The organism is Verrucomicrobium spinosum DSM 4136 = JCM 18804, assembly GCF_000172155.1.
Classification (GTDB): domain Bacteria; phylum Verrucomicrobiota; class Verrucomicrobiia; order Verrucomicrobiales; family Verrucomicrobiaceae; genus Verrucomicrobium; species Verrucomicrobium spinosum.
Window position 1 is genome coordinate 5,395,670 of sequence record NZ_ABIZ01000001.1, and the last position, 24,029, is coordinate 5,419,698.

Annotated in this window: 20 protein-coding genes and 1 pseudogene; 9 read left to right on the forward strand and 12 right to left on the reverse strand. The window is 60.6% G+C overall.

Annotated features, from left to right (window positions below):
* Window positions 1–103: 103 nt before the first annotated feature.
* From VSP_RS21975 to VSP_RS36705, 4 genes and pseudogenes are all read right to left on the reverse strand, one after another.
* Window positions 104–1,180 carry an ABC transporter ATP-binding protein gene (locus VSP_RS21975; RefSeq protein WP_009963393.1) on the reverse strand — a complete coding sequence of 359 codons (1,077 nt, stop codon included), beginning with the start codon at window positions 1,178–1,180 and terminating at the stop codon, window positions 104–106.
* Window positions 1,181–1,268: 88 nt separating this feature from the next.
* The gene (locus VSP_RS43430) at window positions 1,269–3,476 is read right to left on the reverse strand and encodes an SGNH/GDSL hydrolase family protein (RefSeq protein ID WP_009963394.1); all 2,208 of its coding nucleotides are present in this window, start codon (window positions 3,474–3,476) and stop codon (window positions 1,269–1,271) included.
* A 165-nt stretch (window positions 3,477–3,641) separates the two neighbouring features.
* Complete coding sequence (locus VSP_RS41220; RefSeq protein WP_009963395.1) at window positions 3,642–5,480, reverse strand: SGNH/GDSL hydrolase family protein; 1,839 nt, start codon at window positions 5,478–5,480, stop codon at window positions 3,642–3,644.
* A 102-nt stretch (window positions 5,481–5,582) separates the two neighbouring features.
* Window positions 5,583–5,912 (reverse strand): annotated as a pseudogene (locus tag VSP_RS36705) (transglutaminase-like domain-containing protein); the annotation flags it as partial.
* An 89-nt stretch (window positions 5,913–6,001) separates the two neighbouring features.
* Between VSP_RS36705 and VSP_RS22005 the strand changes: the two are divergent.
* Complete coding sequence (locus VSP_RS22005) at window positions 6,002–7,144, forward strand: ISAs1-like element ISVsp7 family transposase (protein ID WP_053332335.1); 1,143 nt, start codon at window positions 6,002–6,004, stop codon at window positions 7,142–7,144.
* Here VSP_RS22005 and VSP_RS36710 read toward each other — a convergent pair.
* Complete coding sequence (locus tag VSP_RS36710) at window positions 7,135–7,617, reverse strand: transglutaminase-like domain-containing protein (protein WP_009963398.1); 483 nt, start codon at window positions 7,615–7,617, stop codon at window positions 7,135–7,137. The two genes, VSP_RS22005 and VSP_RS36710, sit on opposite strands and share 10 nt — an antisense overlap.
* Window positions 7,618–7,744: 127 nt before the next feature.
* On the opposite strand from VSP_RS36710, the gene VSP_RS22015 reads away from it, so the two are divergent.
* On the forward strand, window positions 7,745–7,990 hold the full coding sequence (locus VSP_RS22015; protein ID WP_156345538.1) for a hypothetical protein: 246 nt from the start codon (window positions 7,745–7,747) through the stop codon (window positions 7,988–7,990).
* A 156-nt stretch (window positions 7,991–8,146) separates the two neighbouring features.
* Here the strand turns inward: VSP_RS22015 and VSP_RS22020 are convergent, their stop codons facing one another.
* The 6 genes from VSP_RS22020 to VSP_RS22045 form a co-directional block, all read right to left on the reverse strand.
* On the reverse strand, window positions 8,147–9,238 hold the full coding sequence (locus tag VSP_RS22020) for a hypothetical protein (RefSeq protein ID WP_009963402.1): 1,092 nt from the start codon (window positions 9,236–9,238) through the stop codon (window positions 8,147–8,149).
* A gap of 73 nt (window positions 9,239–9,311) precedes the next feature.
* Window positions 9,312–10,421, reverse strand: coding sequence for a hypothetical protein (locus VSP_RS22025; RefSeq protein ID WP_009963404.1), 1,110 nt, complete (start codon window positions 10,419–10,421; stop codon window positions 9,312–9,314).
* A gap of 88 nt (window positions 10,422–10,509) precedes the next feature.
* A complete protein-coding gene (locus VSP_RS22030; protein WP_009963405.1) occupies window positions 10,510–12,135 on the reverse strand; it encodes a peptide chain release factor 3 in 1,626 nt (541 codons plus the stop codon).
* 123 nt (window positions 12,136–12,258) lie between these two features.
* The gene (locus VSP_RS36715) at window positions 12,259–13,728 is read right to left on the reverse strand and encodes an MBOAT family O-acyltransferase (protein ID WP_009963406.1); all 1,470 of its coding nucleotides are present in this window, start codon (window positions 13,726–13,728) and stop codon (window positions 12,259–12,261) included.
* Between the two features lie 159 nt (window positions 13,729–13,887).
* Window positions 13,888–15,711 carry an HAD-IIIC family phosphatase gene (locus VSP_RS39825; protein WP_009963407.1) on the reverse strand — a complete coding sequence of 608 codons (1,824 nt, stop codon included), beginning with the start codon at window positions 15,709–15,711 and terminating at the stop codon, window positions 13,888–13,890.
* Between the two features lie 58 nt (window positions 15,712–15,769).
* On the reverse strand, window positions 15,770–16,006 hold the full coding sequence (locus tag VSP_RS22045; protein WP_009963408.1) for an acyl carrier protein: 237 nt from the start codon (window positions 16,004–16,006) through the stop codon (window positions 15,770–15,772).
* 130 nt (window positions 16,007–16,136) lie between these two features.
* On the opposite strand from VSP_RS22045, the gene VSP_RS22050 reads away from it, so the two are divergent.
* The 6 genes from VSP_RS22050 (at window position 16,137) to VSP_RS22075 (ending at window position 22,787) form a co-directional block, all read left to right on the forward strand.
* Window positions 16,137–17,357, forward strand: a complete 1,221-nt coding sequence (locus VSP_RS22050) for a tetratricopeptide repeat protein (protein ID WP_009963409.1) — start codon at window positions 16,137–16,139, stop codon at window positions 17,355–17,357.
* Between the two features lie 84 nt (window positions 17,358–17,441).
* Complete coding sequence (locus VSP_RS36725; RefSeq protein ID WP_009963410.1) at window positions 17,442–18,905, forward strand: hypothetical protein; 1,464 nt, start codon at window positions 17,442–17,444, stop codon at window positions 18,903–18,905.
* A 157-nt stretch (window positions 18,906–19,062) separates the two neighbouring features.
* Entirely contained in the window at window positions 19,063–20,241 is a 1,179-nt protein-coding gene (locus VSP_RS22060) for a hypothetical protein (protein WP_009963412.1), read from the forward strand.
* An 84-nt stretch (window positions 20,242–20,325) separates the two neighbouring features.
* The gene (locus tag VSP_RS39830; RefSeq protein WP_009963413.1) at window positions 20,326–21,054 is read left to right on the forward strand and encodes a YcbK family protein; all 729 of its coding nucleotides are present in this window, start codon (window positions 20,326–20,328) and stop codon (window positions 21,052–21,054) included.
* Window positions 21,055–21,525: 471 nt separating this feature from the next.
* Window positions 21,526–22,326, forward strand: a complete 801-nt coding sequence (locus VSP_RS22070; protein ID WP_009963414.1) for a hypothetical protein — start codon at window positions 21,526–21,528, stop codon at window positions 22,324–22,326.
* Window positions 22,323–22,787, forward strand: coding sequence for a hypothetical protein (locus VSP_RS22075; protein ID WP_009963415.1), 465 nt, complete (start codon window positions 22,323–22,325; stop codon window positions 22,785–22,787). The genes VSP_RS22070 and VSP_RS22075 overlap by 4 nt, the downstream gene beginning before the upstream one ends.
* 11 nt (window positions 22,788–22,798) lie before the next feature.
* Here VSP_RS22075 and VSP_RS22080 read toward each other — a convergent pair whose 3' ends face one another.
* Window positions 22,799–23,227, reverse strand: a complete 429-nt coding sequence (locus VSP_RS22080) for a hypothetical protein (RefSeq protein ID WP_009963416.1) — start codon at window positions 23,225–23,227, stop codon at window positions 22,799–22,801.
* Window positions 23,228–23,606: 379 nt separating this feature from the next.
* Between VSP_RS22080 and VSP_RS22085 the strand changes: the two genes are divergently transcribed.
* Window positions 23,607–24,020, forward strand: a complete 414-nt coding sequence (locus VSP_RS22085) for a GreA/GreB family elongation factor (RefSeq protein WP_009963417.1) — start codon at window positions 23,607–23,609, stop codon at window positions 24,018–24,020.
* The last annotated feature ends 9 nt before the right edge of the window (window positions 24,021–24,029 follow it).

The window sequence follows — 24,029 nt, forward strand, 5'->3', positions numbered from 1 at the left end:
CGCTCCCGCCCCGACGGGGACCAGTGTGCCAATGCTCCCCCCTGATCACCTGTCCCCGACAAAACCCCAGGTCTTGCGTCTTGTGTCTCCCGCGCAGCGGGCTCTACTGCCGCATGATCAGCACATCCTCCGTGCGCGCCATCAGCCGCAACTCATCCGGCCCAGGCTGGTACAGCGTGGAGGGGTTCATCTCACTGATGCGGAGCAATGTCCCATCCCTGGTACAAAGCTCGTACTGCACCATCTCGCCGAGATAGGTGGTCTCGATGATGTTCCCAAAGAAGCGATTGGGAGAGTCCCCCACCTCCCCTAGAAAAAGGGCCTCCGGCCGGATGGACAAGGTCACCGGCTGACCAGCCACAGGCACGAACTCTCCGCTCGGGCTGCCCCGCAACATGCCACAGGGCGTGTCCACATCCCAGAGACCGGCACGGTAGCTCTGTTGTTTCACCGTACCATTGATCAGGTTCGTCTCCCCGATGAAGGCGGCCACCATCTTGCTGGCGGGCTGGCAGTAGATCTGCGGAGGCGTCCCCACCTGGACGATCTTGCCGCCGTCCATCACCGCCATCCGGTCCGCCATGCTCAGCGCCTCCTTCTGATCGTGGGTCACATAGACTGCCGTCAAACCGGAGTCGCGGCAGATCCGGCGGATCTCGGAACGCATTTCAATCCGCAGACGTGCATCCAGGTTGGAGAGCGGTTCATCCAACAGCAGCACCTGCGGTCGCACTACCAGCGCCCGGGCCAAAGCCACGCGCTGCTGCTGTCCCCCGCTCAGTTGCGATATCCGTCGGTCCCCCAGCCCGTCCATCTTCACCATGCCCAGGGCATCTTCCACCCGGCGATCGATCTCCTTCGCCGGGCGGCGGCGCTCCTCCAGCCCAAAGGCCACATTTGCCGCCACATCCATGTGCGGCCATAGGGCATAACTCTGGAACATCATGGCGGCCCCTCTCCGATGCGGCGGCAGCCCACTCACATCTTCCCCGTCGAAAAGCACCTGCCCTTTGTCCGGACGGTAGAATCCGGCGATGTGACGCAGCAGAGTCGTTTTCCCACAACCGCTCGGCCCGAGCAGGAAGAACATCTCCCCGCGCAGGATCTCCAGGCTCACGTCATTCAGGCCAAAGACCTGGCCGAAGCGTTTTGTGACGTGCTTGATGGAGATCGAAACCATCCCGCTTTCTAGTGGGTCTCAACGGTCGTGGCAAGCAACGAACCGCACAACGTGACCGGAGCCCTGCAGCCCCGGCCTGAGTCAGGCACTACCGGCGCGAAGGCGATGCCGCATGCTTGAGGATGAACTCCACGATGGGGGTGCTGTCCTGCAACCCATGGGGATGATGCCCCACGCCCGCTTTCGCGATCAATTCAATCGGGGCACCTAGCTTGCGATAACGCTCAGCCACCAGGCCGGTGTTCTCCTGCCAGGGTACGATGTCATCGGTATCGCCAAACACATGGATGATCGGCACCTTGCGTTTGGCCAGACCTTCCAAGTTGTCCACCGGATTGCCCTTGTACGCAAGCGCCTCGGCTTCGTCCTTGAACCCCCAGAGATCCATCACCAGCTGCCAGTTCTTCGCATCGCCTTTGCCATTGCCTTTGCCACCCGGCCAGCTCTTGAAGTCGCACACCGGCGCATCGCCATAGATGCAGGCCACCTTGTCCGGGTTGGCAATGGCCCAGTTGTAGCAATAGAGACCACCACGGCTCAGCCCCACCAGGGCAGGCTTCTTGTTGAACCCATACTGCTTCGTGAGCACGGCATAAAAAGCATTCCAGTGCTTCACCGCAGGAGGACTTCCGAGCATGTCGCTCACGCGCATGTAGGCGATGTGGAAACCTTTTTCCAGCAGGGCCACATCGGGATCCGGCTTGTGGCCAAAGAACTCACCATGCCACACCCAGGGTTTGCCCTTGGCTGCCGTCGTGGGGGCCACCACCGTCACCAGCGGACCATTAACATCGAAGTCATAGCGGTCAAAGCCCTGCCACTTGCTGCGACGCCCAGGGAAAAGCGCAGGACCTTCAGCCTCTGCGGAGGAGTCCACACTGATCCCTGGCGGCGGGGGCACACCGGGATTCTTCAAAGCCGGAGGAGGCACAGGGGCAGACATGGGGACCGGCTCCGCCTTCACCAAGGTGGCGGCGGCCACCATCGGCGCGGGAGGCAGGGGCGAAGAGAGGGAGACCTGCGGCGCCGGGGCTGGCGCTGGAAGTGGCGCGGGTTGGGGTGCTGGAGCAGCCTCCGGTTGCGGAGCAGGAGTTGCCACCACCATGGGGGGCGGCGGGGGTGCCCCCACAGGAGCGGGTGCTGGTGCAGCCTCTCCCGTTGGGGTTGCGGGAGCGACCGTCATGGGAGCGCCGACGCTGGCCCCTGGTTCAGGAATCGGCACCGCAGAAGGAACAGATGCCTGCGGAGTAGAAGTCGCGGCCAGGACCGCTGGGCCACCCTTCAAAATCGCCTCGATCTCCGTGGTCAACGCCGCGGCTTTCTCTTGGGCCTCCTCCAGCGGCAGCCCGGCTTTCACCCCAGGCCGCTTGTGCCCCACCTCACTCAACCAGGCGGCCTTCATGAGGCGCTGGCGTTCTGCAACCACCGCATAGAGCTTGCCCAGCCGTCCCTCGGGCGTCGTCATATCTTCCAGCTTGTAGTCATGCTTCACTCCCCATGAGGCGAGCAGCGGTTGGGCCATGACCCAGTGCCCCTCTTCATTGGGGTGCACCCCGTCTTTGGCCATGGTGAATTCTGGATCCGCCTTGCGCTTCTCCTCCAAGTAGTCCGCCATGGCCTTGTGCACATCCACCACACGCCACCCGGTACGGCGGCTCTTCCCGTTCATCCACAGGGTGTAGCGGTCGAGCACCGAGTTGTAGCGCTCGAACGGCTGCGGATAAGAATTTCTCCCTGCTGGCAGGACCTTGTCCTTGATAGGCAGAGGGTCGAATACGGGCGGGGTGAGATGGGTGACGGCGATCTTGCGATCCCAGGCGCGGTCCCGGACGACCTGCACCCCGGCCACGAACTTGTTGAAGCGGTCATCCCGATACGGGTGGTAGATGCCATCATTCATGCCATAGCAAGCAACGATGAGCTGGGGCTTGGTCTTCTCCAGTGCCCTGACGAGACGTTCATGCAAATTGGGCCGTGGGAACTTCCCGTCCGCGTGCCCGTTCTCCGTCAGCCCGGAAACCGTCTCGCTGGCCAGCCCCAGGTTGATCATGTCGTACCGCTTTTTGCTCGTGGCCAGCACGATGGTCTCCACGTACTCAATGTACTTGCCATCTGCCGTGATGCTGTCGCCAAGGAAGAGGATGCGATCAACCTTGGGGAGTTCACCCACCTTCCCCACCGAGTAGCCGGAGGCAGAATTTTGCGCGGAGACATTTCCCGCCATCACCCCCGCGCAGATGGCAATCAGGGCAGACAGCACGGGGGTCGGCCAAGCATGCTTCAAGAAAAGATTCATCGCGAGAGAAGTCAGAGGTGGATGGGACAGGACTGGCAGCAGTTCACCGGACACGTCCGGTGACGCACCGCCCCGCCTTGTGGCAGGGACTGTAAACCGACCTCTGAAAACGCCCCTCGCAAGCGATTTTTGACAATCTGTGTGGGTTCCCGCCCCGCAATGCCCTTATGAGGCAGCCTTCGTGGGTACGCTGGCGTGGTTGAGAATGAACTCTACAATGGGAGCGCTGTCCTGCAGGCCGTGCGGATGGTGGCCCACGCCCTTTTTCTCGATCAACTCAATGGGCCCGCCGAGATCGCGATAGCGAGTGGCGATCACGCCGGTGTTCTCGTCCCAAGGCACCACATCATCCGCATCGCCATAGACATGGAGCAGCGGCACCTTGCGCTGCGCCAGGAGTTGGAGGTTGTCCACCGGATTCCCCTTGTAGGCCGCAGCCTCCATCTCGTCCTTGAATCCCCAGAGTTTCAAAACCAACTGCCAGTTCTTGGGGTCACCCTTCCCCTTCCCTTTCCCGCCCGGCCAGCTCTTGAAATCGCAGACCGGCGCATCCGCATAGATGCAGGAGACCTTGTCCGGGTTGGCGATGGCCCAGTTGTAGCAGTACAAGCCACCTCGGCTCAGCCCCACCAGCGCCGGCTTCGCTCCCAGGCCATACTGCTCCGTCAGAACCTTGTAGAGGCCGTTCCAATACTGCACCGCTGCCGGACAGCCCAGCATGTCATTCACCTTCAGGTACACAATGTGGAAACCCTTGCCCAGTAGGGCCACATCCGGATCAGGCTTGTGCCCAAAGAACTCCCCATGCCAGACCCATGGTTTCCCTTTCGCGGCGCTTTTGGGCACCACCACACTCGCCACGTGCCCTTCCACGTCGAACTCATACCGATCATAGCCCTTCCAGTCGCTCTTTTTGCCGGGAAACGGCGCTGCTACAGCAACCAAACCCGGTGCGGGGGTCTCCGGTTTGGCCACACCCACCCAGGCGGAAGGTCCCGCCGCCAGCAGGGCCTGGATCTCAGTCGTCAGCGCCGCCGCCTTGGCTTGCGCTTCTGGCAGGGGCAACCCTGGGGCCACGCCGGGACGCTTGTGCCCTACATCGCTCATCCAGGCCGCCTTCATCAGACGCTGGCGGGCAGCTACCGCCTTGTAGAGGGCGGACAGCCTGCCTTGAGGAGCCGTCAGGTCTTCTACCTGGTAATCGTGTTTTACGCCCCAGGCGTTCAGCAGCGGCTGCGCCATCACCCAGTGCCCTTCCGCGTTCGGGTGCACCCCGTCCCGGGCAAATGTAAAGGCGGGATCTGCCTTGCGCTTCTCATCGAGAGCTTTGGTCATGGCTCCATGGATGTCCACCACCACCCATTTTTCGCTGTCTGCCATCCGTTGGAGCCAGGCGCCATATCGGCCCAACACTTCATCGTACCCCACGAAAGGCTTCGGGTAGGCGTCCAGGCCTGCCGGCAGGACTTTGTCCTTGATCGGCACCGGATCAAACACCGGCGGCGTCAGATGCGTGACCGCGATACCCCTTGCAGACGCCTCCCTGCGCAGGTCTCCCATACCCGATTCATATTTCCCAAACCGCTCGTCACTGTACGGGTGGTAGATCCCGTCGTTCATCCCGTAGCAGGCGACCACGAGTTGCGGCTTGGTTTTGTCCAGAGCCCGGGTCAGCCGTTCATGCAGGTCCGGACGCGGAAACTTCCCGCCTGCATGCCCATCCTCAGAAAGTCCGGAAACTGTCTCGCTGGAGAGCCCCAGATCGATGATTTCATACCGCTTGGGGCTCCTGGCCAGCAGCACGGTTTCCACATACTCGACGTACTTGCCATCCGCCGTGATGCTGTCTCCCAGAAAAACGATCCGCCCGGCCTCGGGAAGCACCTGCTGGGCAGATGAAGATGCAGACTGGGCAACCAGGGTATCGGGTCCGATAACGGCAGATACGGACGCGGCAACCGCCAGCAGCAATGACGGCCAAGGACGACTCAATGAGATGCTCATACGGTGAGAGAGGAAGAAACGGATGGGGTAAACAGACGGGATTGCAGGCACCCCTTTATCCAAATAACCAGCCGCAGGCGTTTCTTCCCCACTATTTGCCATTCACTGGCGCAAAACCTCCCCCACCGTCACGCGCATCGCTTGGAGTTTGAATGGACCAAACAACGTCGCCAGCGCCACGTCGGCAGCATCCCGCCCATAGGCCACCACGATGCGGTTGCCCTTGGTCACGTCCTCGGTCGCATCGAAGGTGAACCACCGCCCTCCCAGATAGGCCTCAAACCAGGCATGCAGGTCCATGGGATGGAGTTCATGCAAAAAGCCCACCACCATCCGCGCCGGAATGTTCAGTGCCCGGCATAGGCTGATCCCCAGGTGCGCGAAGTCCCGGCACACGCCTACCCGGCTCTGAGCGGTATCCAGAGCGGAGGTGCAGGGCTTACGCATGAACAGAGTGAGAAAACTTAACATCTCTTAACGATATGATTTTTCTACAGGGCACCGCTGTTTAAGCTGGGAGAGTGACCCACTCCCTTCCTCCTCAAGGCACTTTGGAAGCCCTCCGGGCCAAATTTGCCCAGATTCATGATCCCCGCCAGGCTGGCAAAGTACGTCATCGCATTGATGAGGTGCTCATCATCGCTTTCTGTTCGACTCTCTGCGATGGCGAAAGCTATTTGGATATGGGGGATTTTGCCCAGAGCCAGCTGTCGTGGCTGCAAAGCTTTCTTCCTCTGAAGCATGGGGCTCCGTCCCACGACGTGTTTCGCAATGTGCTCATGGCCATACAACCGCAGGCCCTGCTTGAGGTGCTCACGGGCTGGTGTGGCGACCTTGAGGGCAGACATATTGCCATAGATGGCAAAGCTCTGCGCGGCACTCACAACGCTGAAACCGGCAGGCACTTGGTCCATTTACTACGGGCCTGGGTGGACGACTACCACCTCAGCGCCGGGCAGATCACCTGCCATGAGAAGAGCAACGAAATTGAGGCCATTCCCCGTCTGCTGGAAAGCCTGCAACTCAAAGGGGCCACCGTCACCATTGATGCCATGGGCACCCAAGCTCACATTGCCGAGCAAATCACCGGGGCAGGGGCCGATTATGTCCTGGCACTCAAGGCCAACCACCCAACGGCTCATGAGACTGTAAGAAAGCACTTCACGGAAGCCGAGCGCCTGGACCTCAGCCCCTCCCACCATCGCAAAAGCGTGACGCTGGAACTCTCCCACGGGCGCTGTGAAAGACGTGAGTACACCATCACTGAGGAACTTGACTGGTACCACAAGAGCTGGAAATGGGCCGGACTGCAAAGCGTGGCACAGGTGCGCCGCCAGGTGCAGCGCAGCCACGATGGGCCGCCGTTGGAAGAGGTGCACTACTTCCTGTGCAGCTTCAAAGCCGATGTGGAACGCCTTGCCAAACTGGTGCGCGGACACTGGAGTGTTGAAAACCGCTGCCACTGGGTGCTGGATGTGACCTTCAATGAGGACCACTGCCAGGTGAGGGACCGCAACGCGGCCCACAACCTCACCATCCTGCGCGAAATGGTCATCACCACCCTGCACCGGCACCCAGCAAAAGTCAGCCTGCGCAGGAAGCGCAAAATCGCCACCATGGACCCGGCCTTCAGGCTCCAAATGCTAGGCCTCCTTCATGCGTAAGCCCTGGCGGAGGTGGAGGAGTGGCTCGCCCCCGGTTGATAGGTGACGTTCCGGTGAATCCAGGTGCGGATGCGCGCCACCCTCAAGTAGGTGCGGGGAGAGTTTCCCGCCACCTGAAGCGCCAGTTTACCCAGTTGATCTGATGGGCAATACCGACTTGGAAGCAGGTAGTGCATCACCTCGGTGGGGAGTTGCTCCACCGGGAGGATGGGTGCCATGAGATCCACATCCACGCCATCCGCCACATCCGCCCGGTACTCCACAGACAGGTGAAGCCGTCCTCTGGGTATGACGAGCCGCTGGCAGAGATTGCCATAGAGATCGTCAAACTCCACCACCGGCACTCGGGGCTGGAGATGAAAGGACTCTTTCATGATCCACTGGGCCCACCCACTGCGCGGGCGCAGCATGAACACGGCAGAAATGGAAGTGGAGCATTCATAGTCCAACTGGCAGGTGGCATCGAGAATCATGGGTGTCAAAAATCGCGGCTTGGTTTTGCCAGGCCGTCTACCCCCGATTCGCCCTGCCGCACCGCGCTGGTTGTGAGGCATGCGGGGGAAGTTGCCTTCGCAATCAAAATGGTTTTACATCATCCTCATGCGAACCAAGCGCGACCGCCCCCCTGTCCTGGCCCCGGCGTCCCTATGCCTCACCCTCATGCTGTTGGCGGCGTGCAGCAGCCCCGTCAACGCACGCAAGCCCACCTCACGCAAAACCGCCCGCCAGATGGAACACTACAACTCCCTTTACGGCGGGGCTCCAGTACTGGGTGAACCCTCGCCAGACGACCAGTACGTGCCCCGGTCACAGCAGGAAGGCTTCACCAACTTCCAGGTCCGCTAAGTGACGGTCGCAGTCGCTCCGCCAGACCTCCCTCCACCATGGAATCCCCCTCCCCTCCGATGCTTCAAGAGACCGTCACGGACGGTCTGACTTCCGGCGAGATCCGGGCGGTGACCCATGAGCGGCTCCGGCTGCTCTCCTGGGGATATTCAAATCTTAGCCGCCCTGAGTCACGGTCACGGTCAGTCCGGGAACGGACTTGATCTTCTCAGCCAGGTATCGCGAGTAGATGCTCGCCCCCAACTGGTTTAAGTGGGTGCGGTCGGCGAGGTCGTCCTCACCTGCGCCACACTCATCCGTGTCCAGGATCTGAATCACGGCCGCGGGAGCTGGCTTGAGAGAAGCCACATAGTCAGAGAACTGCTGGAACCCCTTCATGTACCGCGGATCCGACTTCACGAGTTTCACCACCTCGGGATGTACGGGCATCTGATGCAACACCACCGGCACCTTGTGCTCATCGAGCCAGGCCAGAAGATTCCGTAACGACTCGTCCTGGAGCTCTGACACCCTCCAGTTGCCAAAGAAGCGTCGGGCGACCATGTCTGGGGAGGCCTTCTGACGTTCGCGATTGTCGCGATGGGCTCGATTCACCACCCAACCGGCAGCGGGCAGAGCCTTCTGCTCCGGACAGGGACATAGCGCATTTCCCGGACAGGGATCAAGCACGTTAAAAAAGACCGTGCGCAGAGATCGGCGGGCTGAGTAGAGCGGCAGCACGAGATCCATCAACTGCCGCCTCCGCATCTGGGCGCTGGCAATCGTGAGCCGCTCATGCAGAGTCGCTTTCTGGCTCAAACTCAGCACCATGCGGTCATCCCCTTCCAGCCCTTTTTGCAGGACAAACGGGTTGATCTCCACCACCGCAAGGTGCAAGTCCTTGAAGCTCTCTGGATTCCGGCGCACGAGACTCCACATGTCGAACGGCGTCCCCCCGGGGGTTCCGAGATTGCGCACACGTTCCGCCTTTTCTCCCAGACAGGTGGCCACTTCACTCTCGGAGATTCCAAAGACGCTCTGGCTCGTGCCAAAGCAGGCGACCTCCACGGGATTCGGATTCTTTTTCAGATAGTAGGTCTCCACCGCTCCGTAGGCATCCATCCCGCCCCGCTCATCAAAGTGGGGCAGCCCACGCAACTTTTCTGCAGCGAATCTTCCTGCCAGGAGGACGGCCAGAGCCACCAGCGCTCCTGATCCAAACCACTGCGAAAAACCGCGCTTGGGTGAGGTGGGGAGAATGTCGGCCATGTCGAGGGTAGAATGCCGGAAAGGCATAACATACCCAAATAAAAAATCCAGCCTCAAGCTGGGCCGGATTCCTTCAGAGATCGTCCCGCGCCTTTTCCGCCGCCACTGGATCCACCAAAGTACGGATGTTCTCGCCCAGATGAAGGGAGTAGTAGCCGGCACCGCTTTCATTCAGGTGCATGCGGTCCGCCATGCCCGACATCCCCGCGCCGCACTCGTCCGGATGCAGGAGCCGCACCATGCCAGCCGCCTTCGGACGCAGGCGATCCACATAGGCGGAGTACTGGGTGTAGCAGTGATGAAAATGGGCGTCGTTGTGGATGAGATCCACCACCTCCGGATGCAGCGGGAACTGGTGAATGAGCACCGGGATCTCATGCTCCTCCATCCAGGCCAGCACCTTCTTCAGGCACAGGTCCTGCAAGGCAGAGGCCTTCCACCCCTTGTATCCCACCAGCCGCCGGGCGGCTATATCCGCCGGCACCAACGAGCGCTTCGTGACGGCACCAGCATTGTGCATGTACCAATCGGCAACGGGGTGAATGCGCCCTTCCGGAAAAGGATAAAGTTCCGCCCCTTCCTCTGGATCGGCCAGCGCGAGAAACACCGAGCGCAACGAGTGCCTCGCAGAGGTCAGCGGCAGCAGCCACTCTGCCTGCTGCTTGAGCCGCTCATGCCGGTGATGCAGCAGATTGCGCTCCTCCAGCGTCGCGTGCTGGCTGATGGAGTGCTGCAAGCGTGCATCCCCCTCTTTCCCTGTCTGCATCATCACGGGATTCACCTCCACCACCGCCAGTTTCAGGTTGTCAAAGTACTCGGGGTTGCGCCGGATCAGGTTCCACATGTCAAACGGCGTGCCCGCTTCCACTCCAAGGACCCGCAGTTCGTCCGGATCGTGCCCGGAGGCGCGACCGATCACCTCCGGCACCAAACCCCAAAAAGTCTGGCTGCTGCCAAAGAAAGCCACCTGAGGATCCACCGGCTTCTTGCGCAAACCGTAGTGCTCCACGGCCGCAAAGGCCTCCATCGCACGGCCATCATAGTGCCCCAGCGTTCTGAGAGGCTCAGCGGCCAGCCTTCCCAACACGAATAGTCCAGCGGCGATCAACGCCCCAGAGCCCAACCATCGCTTCTTTGAGAGAGGTGCCGCCGGGGTGTCAGGTGAGGGATCGATGGCGAGCATTGTGAATCATGAATGAATTTTCATTCATAGTCCAGCGCGCAACGATACCTGCTTGAAACTTTTTTAGCACCTGTCTTGAGTGAACGAATCAGGCCGCCAGGGCGTCCTCGTCCCCCTTGTCGTCGGCATACGGGCCTTCAGACAACTCGATATCCGGGTTGCGATTCTGAAAGGTGCCCAGGTACCAGGCGTCCGAGATCAGCAACACGGGACGGCCCAACTCGTCCCGGGCCAGGGCAGTTTCCCGCACAGGCGTGACCGCATCATCTGACCATGCTTCCCCTCCCTTACGCCGCACCCAACGGACAACCTGCCAGGAGGCATTCTCCAGGCGCGATTCCGCGTTGTATTCAGACTGAAGACGGTACTTCACCACCTCGAACTGGAGGGGGCCCACCGCTCCGAGCAGAGGCACCCGCTGCACGGAGCCGGGCTGGTGGAACTGTTGGATCACGCCCTCCTGGAGCAGCTGTTGGAGACCTTCACGGAACCGCTTGTAGGTGGAAGGGGAATCGCCATGCAAATAGGCAAAACACTCCGGCACGAAGCGCGGCATCACATCGAACTTCAGCTTCGGATCGGCCGCCAGAGTGTCACCGATCATCAGGTCGTAGTTGCCCACGACGCCGAGCACGTCCCCTGCGAAGGCCTCGTCCAAGGTCTCACGCTCCCGGGCAAACACACGTTGGGAGTTGGACAGCTTGACCGCCTTGCCGGTGCGCGGGTTGTTCACCACCATATCGCGACGAAAGGCTCCTGAGACCACGCGGAGGAAGTAGATACGGTCGCGGTGGCGGGGATCCATGTTCGCCTGGATCTTGAAGACGAAAGCCGAGAACTCTGGAGCTTCAGGGGTAACCGCCCCAGTATTGGCTACCCGCGGTGCTGGAGGTGGAGCCATCTCCAGGAAAGCGTCCAGCAGGAGCTGCACGCCGAAGTTGTTGCTCGCACTGCCAAAGAACACAGGCGTCAGTTCACCGCGCGAGATGGCGTCCATGTCAAAGGCATGGCCCGCTCCATCCAGCATCTCCAACTCTTCACGAGCCTGGGCCAGGGCATGCTCATCTACATGCTCTTTCACATACTCATCCTCCAGCCCGCCCACCCGGACTGGTGCCCGATAAGCACCGCCAGCAGTGCGCTGGAAGAGATGCACCTGACTCTCGCGACGCTCGAAGATACCGCGGAAGCGGTCCCCCATGCCCAGCGGCCAGTTTTGCGCACAAGCTCCGATCCCCAACACTGTTTCCAGCTCATCCAGCAGCGTCAGCGGTTCACGAGCCGGACGGTCCAGCTTGTTCATAAACGTGAAAATGGGCACACCGCGCTTGCGGCAGACCTCAAAGAGCTTCCGCGTCTGGCTCTCGATGCCCTTACCGGCATCCACCACCATGATGGCGGCATCCACGGCGGTGAGCACCCGGTAGGTGTCTTCTGAGAAGTCCTTGTGACCGGGTGTGTCCAGCAGGTTCACCACGCAGTCTTTGTACTCGAACTGCAACACCGTGGAGCTCACAGAGATCCCACGCTGCTTTTCCAGATCCATCCAGTCGGAGGTGGTGGAGCGCTGATTCTTCCTGGCCGTGACTGAGCCAGCCAGCTGCACCGCCCCTCCGTAGAGGAGGAGCTTTTCCGTCAGCGTGGTTTTCCCGGCGTCCGGGTGGGAAATGATGGCAAAGGTGCGGCGGCGGCGGACTTCGGAGGCAATGTCCATAAGGTCGGGTCAGAATCGAGCGGCTCCCCTGAGAAGTCCCAGAGGAAAAAGTGGGTGGCGAGCAAACCACGGAAAACGGGTGCTGGCAAGCGATGGTGCACCGCCCGTCAGTACCCACGCCGATCAAAACTGGAAGTACACGAAAGACACCCCGGTCATCTCCCCCAGATAGGTGAGCAACAGGAGCAGGCAGCCGAAGACCAGCCCACGCTGCCACGAGGGGGCGTCATCCGCCACGGGACGCTCGCGATCATTCCACCAGCAGGGGAAATCCAGCAGCACCACGACGAGACCGTAGAAGGCAAAATAGACGGCCGGAATGGTATCGGCAGTGGAGAAGCCCTTTGTGAAGATGCCTGCCACATGGTTCCAAGCCTCCGTCAGGTTCCGGGTCTTCACGAACACCAGGGTGAGACAAACCGCGTGGAAGGTGAGGAACATGCCTGCCAGCTGGACCGCCCAAGCGCGGAGAGTGTGAGGACGATGCGGGTGTTTCCCCGCCTTGGGACCCGCCCACAGCTTGTGGATCACCAGCAGTATCCCCAGCACCATGCCCCAGAAGACGAAGTTCCACGAGGCACCGTGCCAGATGCCAGACACGAGCATGGTGACAAAAAGATTGAACGGGATCCACTTCTTGCCCCTAAAGATGCGGCACAGCGGGACAAAGAGGTAGTCCCGCAGCCAGCTCGAAAGGGAAATGTGCCAGCGCTCCCAGAACTCGGTGATATTCCGTGAGAAGTAGGGCTGGCGGAAGTTGATCATGAGCTCCACCCCCATGAGGCGGGAACAGCCCCGGGCAATGTCGCTGTAGCCAGAGAAATCCCCATAGATCTGCAGGGCAAAAAGGTAAATGCCCAGCAACAGCCCCACCCCTGAGTGGGTCAAGCCGGGATTAAACGCATCGGCCGTGATGGGGGCAATCGCGTCGGCGATCGCCACCTTCTTCACATAGCCAATGATCACCAGCTGGAGGCCGCTCCAAAAGCGCTCTGGCGTAAGCGTGCGCTGCCGCATGAGCTGGGGCAGCAGATTCGGCGTCCGTTCAATGGGGCCGGCGACGAGTTGCGGAAAGTACGCATGAAACAACGCAAAGTCCCACAAGCGATCCGGCGGCTTCTGGGAACCGCCATCCACGTCAATGAGATACGACAAGCCCTGGAAGGTATAGAAGCTGATCCCTGCAGGAAGTATGAAGTGCCGCTCCATGGCGGTGAGGTGCCAGCCCATCTGTGCCGCCAGCGCCTCCACGTTCTCCATGAAGAACCCCCGGTACTTGAAGTAACCCAGCATTCCCACGTTGATCACCACGCCCACCCAGAAGATGACCCGCCTTCGCTTCGATTCCTCGGGCAGCGGATACAGCGCCACGGCACAGACATGCGTGGCGACGGTGGAGGTGATCAGCAGCACCAGGGGCAACACACGATCAAAGCCCTGCAAGCCAGGCGCATTGAACCCCCACCACCCGTAGAACACGTAGCTCGCGCTCAGAAGGAACCAGTTTTGCCAACGCCAGCGGCGCGCCAACATCCAGTAGATGGCGAAGACAAAGAGAAAAAAACCAACAAACTCCGGTGAGTTGAAAAGCATCAGTGAAACAGGAATGACAGTATGCGCGTGAGCCCGCTCCCCCCGATGGCCAAGTGCCCGGAGGTTTATAGTTTGGGTTGTGCTTCACTCATCTGAAGCACGTCAACCCGCCATCACGGCGGCGTCATGGTCCTGGTCAATGGCATCACTGGTCTTGAGCTAGGAAACCTGCGTTGGCAAATCAGAATATGAAGAAAGTTTCAGCATGTATTCACCCACACGCCCTTCCCGAGGAACGAAGCCAAAATCCGCGAGGAGCGTCTGCACCGGGACGTTTTTGGCCGTCGGCACGTATTCGCCATTCACGGCATCATAGCCCAACTCCCGCGCCAAACGGGCGAGATGGTTGAGGGTCCAGTGCTCCACCGTCCGCCCCATGGCTCTACAGCTCATCAGCCAGCTGTCCAAACGGAGCAAACTCTCCTCTCCAAGGACCTTCGTGCCCAGCACCACCGCGATCAAGCCGTAGTCACCAAACTTGTCCGCCAGACTCACGGCAAAGGCCACGGAGCCGGACTCGGCCATCATCTCCTCCACTGCGGCGCGGGAGTGACGCCGGGTGGTGAGGTTGAACTGGTTGGTCTTGGTGATGAGATCCACCACGCGGTCCAGATTGGCTCCGTTCACAGGCTGGGCCTCCGCCTTCATCCCTAGTGAGGCAAGATAGTCCTCGGGTGAGGCAGCGCTCTCCTGACTGGCGCGTCTGGAACTTTCGGCCTGATACTGCGCAGTGCGTTCCGCATCCGCACTGTTCACGTCCACGGCCTCAAAAGCCAGAGACTCCTGTAGCGCCCGGATGTAGAGGTCCGGATCGACCGGAGCCTCAATGACCGTCACCTCCGGTAGCTCCGCCCGCATGCGCTCACGCTCCACAGGGTTGTCATCGAAGAACACAAAGCTGTCCAGGCCCAGGTTAAGCTCCATCGCCATCAGACGCAGTCGAGTGGGTTTGGGGTCCCAACTCGCATGAAACGACGCGAAGTCGGTGAGCTTCAGCACCATCTCCTCGTTTTTCTCGAAGGGCTCCCGGGCATCGGCATCGTTGTTTTTGGATGATACGGCGAGAATGACACCCGAGTCCTTGAGGCGCTTCGCGTACTTCTGAAACGCGGTGAAGGCCTGCCCTTCCCCGGTACCACCCACAGCGATGCCATGGGGACCACTTTCCCCCACCACACCGCCCCAGAGGGTATTGTCCAGATCCAGCACCAGCACCTTTCGCCGTCCGGAGGTCAGCGCACGCACTCCAGTGGCCAAATGACGGCCCACCAGCGACAATCCCGCGGGCGAGAAAGGTTGCTTGAGCCAGTGGTAGTTGCGCTCGTCATAAAACTCCGCCTTGCCACGCCAGGCGCTGACGCTTTCGAGATCCACATAGTACGCACCCGCAGGAAGCGCCGTCCGAAGATCTGCATTGACACGCTGCACCAGCTCCACCGTACCACCACGTCGTGAGGAAAGACTGTAGCCTAGGGGACCGGGATGCACCCAGTCGTAGGAGACCTGCACCAGTTTGACCTTCAGCCGGACTACCTGGGCCCACACCTGTCCGAGAAAGGCCAGTTCGTCATCCACGCGCTCAGCCACTCCACGATCGCCAACCCCAAGGAGACGCTGGTTCCACGGCAACACCACAATCACCGCCGGAGCCTGGTCCGGCGTCAATTGCATAAGCTCCTGCAGCACCTGGTCATACTCTCCATCCTTTACACTCACCCGCAGACCCTCTGACCACGCCCAGGCAGTGACCACCGGCGGCAGGTAGGTCGTAGTGCACTGCCCGAGCAGGAGCACCTCCACAACAGGTGTGTCGCCGGCGGAGCCCGGCAGATCTTTTTGCAGCAGTTTCCCGAGCTGGGCGACCTGCCCCGGTTCCACGGTGGACACCCCCTTCCGGGCCAGCCGCAGAGCCTCATTGAGGGCACCATCCTTACGCAAGCGGCGATAGTTGGCAACGAGGTCCGGTGAGACGTTGGGCTCCATGATGGGTCAGCTCAGAAAAGAAAAACAGGATGCGGTTCCGGCAGGACAGGCGTGCGCCCTACTTCTTCTTTTTCCTGTCGATGAGTTCCACAAGGTCACCCACGTTCTTCAGGTAGGCCATTTCTGAGGTGGACAGGCGCACCTTGAAAGCATCCTCCACTTCCAACATCAAGGTCACATGCTGGACAGAGTCCCATGCCTCAATGTCCTGGGCAGTGGTTTCATTGGCGATCACCAGCGAGTCATCGTCGAAGACATTGCGAAAAACTTCCTGAAGCTGCGCGAGAGTACTCATGGTGCTTTCGCTAGCTCAACCTGGGTTTTTATCAACCCGGTGTTGCAGAAGGCCTTTTCAGAGCCGGATTTGCGCCCCGCCGTTTCTCGACAACTCCCCCGCGCTGACCTAGTTTGGGCAAAATCTGACCATGAAATCCCCTTTCCTTCTCACACTCTGTGCCGCTCTAGCAACCACTCTGGTGGCCCTGCCATCTTGTTCCAAAAAACAGGCACCGCCAACCGTTGGCAACGAAGAGGCCACAACGACGCCCCCGGCTTACAAAGCCTTGGCTGACGTCCCAGAGGCAGATCGCACGGCCCTCGACGCCTTCGCAAAAAAGCTGGAGCAGGATCTGAAGGATGGGAACGCCGCCGGAGTCAAGGCAGCTTTCAATCTGAAAGGCATCATCTCCAAGATCCTCTCCGGAGTGCAGACCTCCGGTCCGGACATGGACAAGTTCCGCCTCGGCCTGAACCAGGGCTTGAGGCAGAATCTGGACCACCTCGTCAAGACGTGGGCGGAGCAGCAGGTGACTTACAAGCACCTTGTCATCCATGAAGGCATGCCCAAACCCAGGTTCCGTTTTTCCTCAGACACCATGGGCACCATCCTCCTCGACTTCACCGTTGAAAAGGACTCCGAGGGCAAGTTGGGCATCGTGGATTTCTACAACCAGGTGCTGGGCTCCGGCATGGTAGAGCAGAGCCGGCAGGCCGCACTTCCCGCTTTGGCGGAAATGGACAAGTCCTTCATGAAACGACTCTTCGACAAACCCAACACCAAATTGGAGGACATCGAGAAGTTCGGCAAACTCTCAGACAAGTTCCGCCAACAGGATCACAAGGGCGTCGTTGAGGTGTACAACTCGATGCCAACGGAGATGAAAAGCAACATCACGGCAAATGCCATGTACCTGGGTGCGCTGCAGGCCGCGGGGGATATGGAGGGCTACAAGAAGGCTCTACAGGCCTCTGCAAACCAATACACCTCTGCCAACTTCCAGTTCAAGCTGGTGGATCTTTACTACATGGAGAAAAACTATGACAAGGCCATCGAGTGCCTGGATGGATTCATGGCAGCGTTGGAACAAGACGCGGAACTCCTCTCGTGGAAGGGTCAACTTCAGGTGGCCAAAGGCGAACCCGCCCTTGCAGCCACCACGATCCGCGAAGCCCTGGCCCTGGAGCCGAAGAACACCGAGGTCCATGCCCAGGGGTTGGATGTCTTCCTGGCCGCCAAGGACTTTGAGGCAGCGGCCACCAGCATGAAGTTCCTGGAAAGCACAGGGAAGTATAACTTCAAGGACTCCCTGAAGGATCCGCTCTGGGCGGAGTTCCTCCAGTCCCCTGCCTCCCTGCCCTGGCGCTGATCCGGTGCCAGGCAGAAGCACAAAAGTACCTCTTGCTGGCACAAAGGAGCGCCAGTTGCGGTCGGGAATGCCCGTATTCCCCGCATGACCCGACGTTTTGTGATTTCTGCGCTCACGGTTCTTGCCGCCGCCATGGCCGCACCCGCCTCCCCTGCTGCTCCGGTTTTCAAAGCCGGGGCGCACGCTCAGGACATTTCCCCCACGCATTTCCCCTCACCCGTGAACGGAGGCATGAAGGGCGGCTTTGCCAAGGGCATTACGGATCCCATTCACGCCCGCTGTCTGGCCCTGCAGGATGGCAGCAAGGCCATGATTCTCGCAGTGGTGGACGCTTGCATGATCCCCCTGGACATCTGCGACAAAGCCAAAGCGGCAGCCTCGGCCAAAACGGGCGTGCCGGTGGAACGCATGCTCATCTCCGCCACACACACGCACAGCTCCGCGACGATGACGCCCGTGTTTCAGAGCGATCCCGATCCGGCCTACCTCGCCACCTTGCCCGACCGCATCGCCCTTGGACTGATCACGGCGTATCAAAACCTCGAACCCGCTGAGGCTGGCTGGGCGGTGGGCGAAGATGCCACGCAGGTCTTCAACCGCCGCTGGCTCGTGAAGGAGGGTGAGAGCTATGAGAACCCCTTCGATGGCAAGGCCGACCGCGCCTGGATGAACCCCGGCGTGGGCAATGCCAAGGTGAGCGGGCCGACTGGACCAGTGGACCCCCAGGTGGCGGTCTTCGCCGTGCGTTCTGCAGCCGACCACCGCCCGATCGCGGTCCTGGCCAACTACAGTCTGCACTATGTGGGCGGCAATCCTCCCATCTCCGCCGACTACTTTGCCGCTTTTGCCAATGAACTCGCACACCAGTTGGAGACAGGCGACCATCGCTATCAAAACAAGCCACCCTTTGTGGGCATCATGTCCAACGGAACGAGCGGCAACATCAACAACCTCAACTTCGGTGCCACGGTCCCTGCCGGCAGACTTCGCGCCGGACAACGCATTCAGGAGGTGGCCGCATCCGTGGCCGGGGCTGCCATGAAGGCCTACGGTGCCGTCCCCTGGAAAAAAGACCTCACGCTGGACTCCCGGGAAGAGGTGCTCCACCTGGACGTTCGGAAGGCCTCCGGGGAAGAACTGGTTCGAGCCCGTAACTTGCTGAACTCCGTCCCCAAAGACAAGGACGGGCAGTGGGCGGACCGCAAGGCCATCTACGCACGGGAGGCCCTGCTGCTGGACGCCTACCCTGACAAGGTGCCGGTGAAGCTGCAGGCGCATCGGATCGGCGATCTCGCCATCACCAGCATTCCCTGCGAGGTGTTTGTGGAGATCGGCCTGGACCTGAAAAAGACGAACCCCTTCAAAGGCAGTTTCACCATCTCCCTGGCCAATGGTTACAACGGCTATCTTCCCACCACAGAGCATCACGCCATGGGTGGCTATGAGACATGGAGGGCCCGCAGCAGCTATCTGGAGGTGCCGGCGGCAGACAAGATCAGCACCTCCTTGAAGGCGATGCTCGCCAGCTTGAAGAAGGACGCCTCCTGAGGTTCCAGGAAGCACCGTCGCCAGGGCGGAGGGTGCGACAGCCTCGATGCAGCCCGGTCAGGCAAAGGAAAAGCGTGCTTTGCAGAGGCAAATTCGCTATCTATTGGGAAAACGCCGCAGGTTATCCTGTGGCGGAACCCCCATCCTGACAGCACCTATGCAACCTCCCGTTTTCCGGGCCGTCTTGGCGGCGGCCGCTGGCCTTCTGTGCCTGCCCTCCTTGATCGGGGCGCAGCCCAACCTCGCCCAGCCTGTGAATCCCGCCCTGCTCTACTGGCAGGGCATCGGACTCCTCACAGAGATGACCCGCAATGAGGTCGCCCTGTTGCAAGGGCATCGCAATGGCAACCATTGGGACCCGGAGAACGTCCGCGCCCTTCTCTCCCACCAGAAGGCCGCCCTCAACCGCTTCACCAAAGCCGGTGTCTCCACCGCCCCTTGCGACTGGGGTCTGACCATGGAGGAGGGCCCCTTCATGCCCCTGCCTCACTTGGGCAAGATGCAGACCCTCTGCAATCTGGGACTCATGAAGGCGGCACTCGAATTCAACGAAAACCGCAAAGGCCACGCCCTGGATGCCGTGGAAGCCGTCCGACGCGCCGCGCGACATTTGGGCGACAGTGACATGCTGGTGACCGCGATTGCGCAGTACTCAACCGAGAGCGATGCTCTCGCCCTGCTGGCCAAGCACCTGCTGACCCTGGATGAAGCCACGCGTCGGGAACTGCTCACCAGACAGACCAAACTGCCCCCCCTGCGCACCATGGCTCAGGCCGTGTCTGGCGAACGGGGCTTTGCAGCGTGGGCAGAGCAACAGGCGACGGAGGTGGCCACGCTGATGATGCTACAGAATTCGAGTCAAGCCGGGGGAGCTCCCACAGAGAGCGCCCCTGCCCCCACTCCCGCAGGGGTGGAGGAGCACCTGTTTTCCTCCCTCACCCCGGAACTGCTGACTGCCTGGCTGGCGGAAATGAGGTCACGCTATGCTGAGGCCGAGTCCGCCCTCACCCTCCCTTGGCCACAATCCCAATCGGCCATCAAGGAACTCCAGGAACGCCTGAAAGCGGGCAATCCTCTGGTGCGCACCATCTTCCCCTCCCTACAGGCTGCAAGGGACACCCAAGCCCGTACGGAGACGCACCTGCTGATGGTCAACCTGGCTCTCCTCCACGGGCCAGGGCTGACGCCCGAGATCGCCGCAAAAGCCGCCGATGCCTTCGCTGGGCAGCCTATCCAGTTCAAAAGCAACCCGGATGGGGGTTACACGCTTTCCAGCCTCCAGGCAGTGCGGGGCAAGCCGGTGTCCCTGAAATTTACAGCCCCCAAGCAAAACTAGAATTTCTGAACTCTTGTTAAGCAATCCTGTCAAAAACGGATCTCTGGCGAGCGCCCTCCAGCACTCGCCCCCTTTTATCAGGTCATGAATCCGTCCTCTCCCACGGATCCCGTTCCTGCCGGACCGAAGATCCTCTATCACGATGAGTGGGTGCCCAACCGGACCCGTCGGCGCATGGCAGCCGCGCTGGCTGGCACCACGGCGGGAGCATTGCTGGGAGCAGCAGGCTACCCGTGGATCGCTGGCAAACGGCAACAGGAGCTGGTCACCCTCTTGGACCGGGCCTGGAACGGCACCCCGAAGTCCCCCCGAGAACTGGTCCAGCGCATCAGAGAAGAGGCCGGTGACCGTGAGAGCACCCATCGCCCCATGGTTCTGGACGCCACCGGCGTGGCGTACCAGACGTTTCTAGAAGAGCTCCAACTCCTGCACATCCGGCCCAAGGATCTGCTGGCCGCCCACTTCCGCACCCGCCAAGGGGTAAACAACGAACTGCCCGGCCGCCATCTCTGGAAAAACATGGTGGCCACCCTGCGGATGGCGGATCGTCTTCAGGACGAACTGGGCGTCCGGTTGGTGACCATTGCCAGTGCCTACCGCAGTCCCGCCTACAACGCCACCTGCCCCGGTGCCGCTCCGCAGTCCTTCCACCTCCATAACCTCGCACTGGACTTGGTGTACGACTGCCCTCCTGCCAAGGTGGCCGAGGCCGCCCACGCCCTGCGAAACCGCGGCTTTTTCCGCGGTGGCATTGGGAAGTATCCCAGTTTCACCCACATCGACACGCGCGGAAAAAATGCGGACTGGGGCTGAGGAATGAGGCTTTCGGAAGTTGGAATAACGGGCGCTGGGCATGCCTTCCGCATTCGTTTCCGGCCCAGTCGAAGTTCTTCCGCGAAGAAGCCACAGCCACCAGCCCAACTTTGACGAATTCCCAGCAAGTCCACGTGGAGCAAACAGAAAAATGCGTTCCCGCTCCGATGGAGTTTGGGCGATCTGGCACTGTTCTAGGAACCAACAGAGGAAACAAGCCCAACTCGACACCTCCCGCCCCCTTTGCTCCCCGCCCCGCCGGGGACCGTCCAACCCCTGCATTTTGCAATCAGAGTCGCGGTTTGCATGACATTTCGGAACTTCCAAGGCCAAACCCTTCACACGTCTCCATAGAGCAATCAAAAATCCAGACTTTGGCAACCGCCTCAAAATGAGGCTCATTCGTCAAGACAACCTCCCTTGCGCACGAGCGATCTGTCACAGGGCACATTTGATGCACCAGCAAGGAGCATGAAGACGCCCAAACCCTTTCGCACCGAGCTTCGGGGATCCCTCATGGTGCTTGGCATCATCTCCCTCACCAGTTTGAGCGTCAACGCCCAAACCTATTCCAGCTCTAATTCCAACGGCAACTCAAACTCCCGACGGACAACGGTCGCCACCTCTTCAACCCGCGAAGAGCCAGGATTCCTGGATCGTCTTTTCTCTCGATCGACACGTCGGGAAACCACCCAGACCCGGGCCCAGAACCAGCGTCTGCAGCAGCAGGAGTATGCCGCAGCCAGGACCAACAGCCGCTACTATAACCCACCCACTTCCACCTACATCCCCACCCAGCCCACGGCCCCGGCGATGACGTTCACAAACCGCACCAGCCAAGCGCGGAGCACGGTGATCTATCAGAACGCGGCACCCCAGCCAGGCGTTGTCACTTCAAACTACACCTCCAGTTACACCACGAACTCCACCGGCCGCCAGCTCCAGCCCGGGGAATCTGCCACGATCACTTCAGATGGCACGATGTACCGGACACAGGAGGGCCAACCCTTCACCAACGAGCCGCAGACTGATTCCCCGGCAGACGCCATCACCCAGCCGCCACGCGACCTCATGCCGGTGACGGAGCCCAAGCCCCTCACCCCGCCCAAGGCTCTGCTCGACAGGGAATCCCTGCCAGTGGCGAAGCGCTCCCCCACATTTGGCCGCGTTGTTTCCCCTTACCCCCCCCATCATGAGCTGGATGTCACCGGCCTTCCGCCCGGCTCCCTGGCCCGTGACCCCGTTTCGAAACTGATTTTCCGCCTGCCATGATCAAAGCCCCCGCCACGACCGGAGCCGGAACACCGGCCACCGAAGGAAAGAGTCTTCGGGAACGAGTGGAACACCAGTGGCATCTGTTCGCCAGCGACCAACCAGGTGAACGCTTCGTGAATCTCCATAAGCGCCGTCAAGAGCAGCGCCAAGGCAACTTCAGCTGGAGTCGGATACTCTTTGTCGGAGCTGGCATATTGCTGATCATCGCCGGATTGTTCTTCATGGCGGTGCCTGGACCTGGGCTGCCCGTGCTGGTGGCCGGGCTTGGGTTGATGGGCAGCGAATCCCTCGTCATGGCCCGAGGGCTGGACTGGACGGAGCTGAAACTGCGTCCGCCCGTATTAAAGCTCAAAACCCGTTGGGACGCTTTAACATCTCGAACCCGTCTGTATTGCTGGTGCGGCGTCGGGGCCGCTGGTGCCGCCGCCGCCATCTGCCTGCTGATGTGGTGGATGTAGCCCAAACCGGATCACGCGGCGTCCGGAGCTTCCAAGAGCCCTTTGAGCCGACGCAGGTCTGACAGCACCATTCGCTGATCCGCGGCAAATTCCGAGTCGGACATGCCCGGCAGACGAAAAAGGGTGAACATCACCTCACTGCCATACGGAGCGGCCACAACACGCATCGGCACGTGAATCTCGATCTCAGGTGCCGGCCGCACCCAGTGGTCCAGCACCCCCAGGTCATTGCGGGCCGTGAACTGTACACGGATCTGGGCCTCGGGAGTGTCGATGATCCATTCATCGCCCCCGTCGCCACGGCGGATGTTATTACATAAACCGGGCGCCCAGCGCGGCAGATGGGCAGGATTGGAGGCAAAGTCATAGACCACCTGCGCCTCTCGCAGGATCGAAACGGTGAGCGTGACAGAGTTGGAATGGGGGGCGGGGTCGGACATGCGCAAACCCCAACTTGAGGCGATCCCGCATAACTTGCAAGGCACCTTGCATCTTCCAGAAGCGTAGTATGTTAAAGGAGGCCCGCCGAGTCCGGGCTTGTCACCCTGCTGTCATGACACCCGCACTGAAAACTTCCAGCCCCGCCCGCCCGGTCATCCGACGGTGGACGGGTGGTCGCGGGCACCGTCTTGACGCCAGCCGCGCTTAAGCGGGGCAGGCCTTTGCCAGGGATTACCGGCCATTGAGCCCGTCCTGGCCTGCCCTGATTCATTCCTTGCTCCATGCGCACCCACGGGCCTGCGCAGGTTCTCCACGGCCCGGTCTTACCATGTCCGGAGCCTCTCTCAATCCGTGCCCATATTCCCCTTTTGAAACATCATGAAATCTTCCTCTCATTTCGCCATCTCCCAGTCTGACCTGCATACCCTCCGCACCTTCTTGGACCATGACGACGCCTTTAACCCGCTCGATGCGCGAGAGCGCAGTCTGCTCATAGAGCGGCTTCAGGATGCCAAGGTCTTTGAAGATGAATCCGACGACGAGCCTTCTGTGGCCGGACTACAAACACTCGTGCGAGTGGAGGACCTCTCCACCTCACCTCCAGACCAGTTCGACTTCACCCTCGTGCTTCCCCATGAGGCAAACTTCGAAGACGACCAGATCTCCATCCTCTCCCCGTTGGGGGCGGCGGTCTTCGGCCGGTCGGCCGGTACCCAGGTGGTGATGGACTCACCGACCGGAACCAGAAGGTTGCTAGTGCTTGCAGTTTTTAGAAAGGCGGCGATCCATTGATGGCCCCGG

Coding starts and splice junctions, on each gene's coding strand:
- VSP_RS36725 (WP_009963410.1), top strand. CDS start 17,442: ATGACCCGACGTTTTGTGATTTCTGCGCTCACGGTTCTTGCCGCCGCC.
- VSP_RS39825 (WP_009963407.1), bottom strand. CDS start 15,711: ATGGAGCCCAACGTCTCACCGGACCTCGTTGCCAACTATCGCCGCTTG.
- VSP_RS22050 (WP_009963409.1), top strand. CDS start 16,137: ATGAAATCCCCTTTCCTTCTCACACTCTGTGCCGCTCTAGCAACCACT.
- VSP_RS22060 (WP_009963412.1), top strand. CDS start 19,063: ATGCAACCTCCCGTTTTCCGGGCCGTCTTGGCGGCGGCCGCTGGCCTT.
- VSP_RS22085 (WP_009963417.1), top strand. CDS start 23,607: ATGAAATCTTCCTCTCATTTCGCCATCTCCCAGTCTGACCTGCATACC.
- VSP_RS41220 (WP_009963395.1), bottom strand. CDS start 5,480: ATGAGCATCTCATTGAGTCGTCCTTGGCCGTCATTGCTGCTGGCGGTT.
- VSP_RS39830 (WP_009963413.1), top strand. CDS start 20,326: ATGAATCCGTCCTCTCCCACGGATCCCGTTCCTGCCGGACCGAAGATC.
- VSP_RS36710 (WP_009963398.1), bottom strand. CDS start 7,617: ATGATTCTCGATGCCACCTGCCAGTTGGACTATGAATGCTCCACTTCC.
- VSP_RS22080 (WP_009963416.1), bottom strand. CDS start 23,227: ATGTCCGACCCCGCCCCCCATTCCAACTCTGTCACGCTCACCGTTTCG.
- VSP_RS22025 (WP_009963404.1), bottom strand. CDS start 10,421: ATGCTCGCCATCGATCCCTCACCTGACACCCCGGCGGCACCTCTCTCA.
- VSP_RS22075 (WP_009963415.1), top strand. CDS start 22,323: ATGATCAAAGCCCCCGCCACGACCGGAGCCGGAACACCGGCCACCGAA.
- VSP_RS22070 (WP_009963414.1), top strand. CDS start 21,526: ATGAAGACGCCCAAACCCTTTCGCACCGAGCTTCGGGGATCCCTCATG.
- VSP_RS22015 (WP_156345538.1), top strand. CDS start 7,745: ATGCGAACCAAGCGCGACCGCCCCCCTGTCCTGGCCCCGGCGTCCCTA.
- VSP_RS36715 (WP_009963406.1), bottom strand. CDS start 13,728: ATGCTTTTCAACTCACCGGAGTTTGTTGGTTTTTTTCTCTTTGTCTTC.
- VSP_RS22020 (WP_009963402.1), bottom strand. CDS start 9,238: ATGGCCGACATTCTCCCCACCTCACCCAAGCGCGGTTTTTCGCAGTGG.
- VSP_RS22030 (WP_009963405.1), bottom strand. CDS start 12,135: ATGGACATTGCCTCCGAAGTCCGCCGCCGCCGCACCTTTGCCATCATT.
- VSP_RS21975 (WP_009963393.1), bottom strand. CDS start 1,180: ATGGTTTCGATCTCCATCAAGCACGTCACAAAACGCTTCGGCCAGGTC.
- VSP_RS22045 (WP_009963408.1), bottom strand. CDS start 16,006: ATGAGTACTCTCGCGCAGCTTCAGGAAGTTTTTCGCAATGTCTTCGAC.
- VSP_RS43430 (WP_009963394.1), bottom strand. CDS start 3,476: ATGAATCTTTTCTTGAAGCATGCTTGGCCGACCCCCGTGCTGTCTGCC.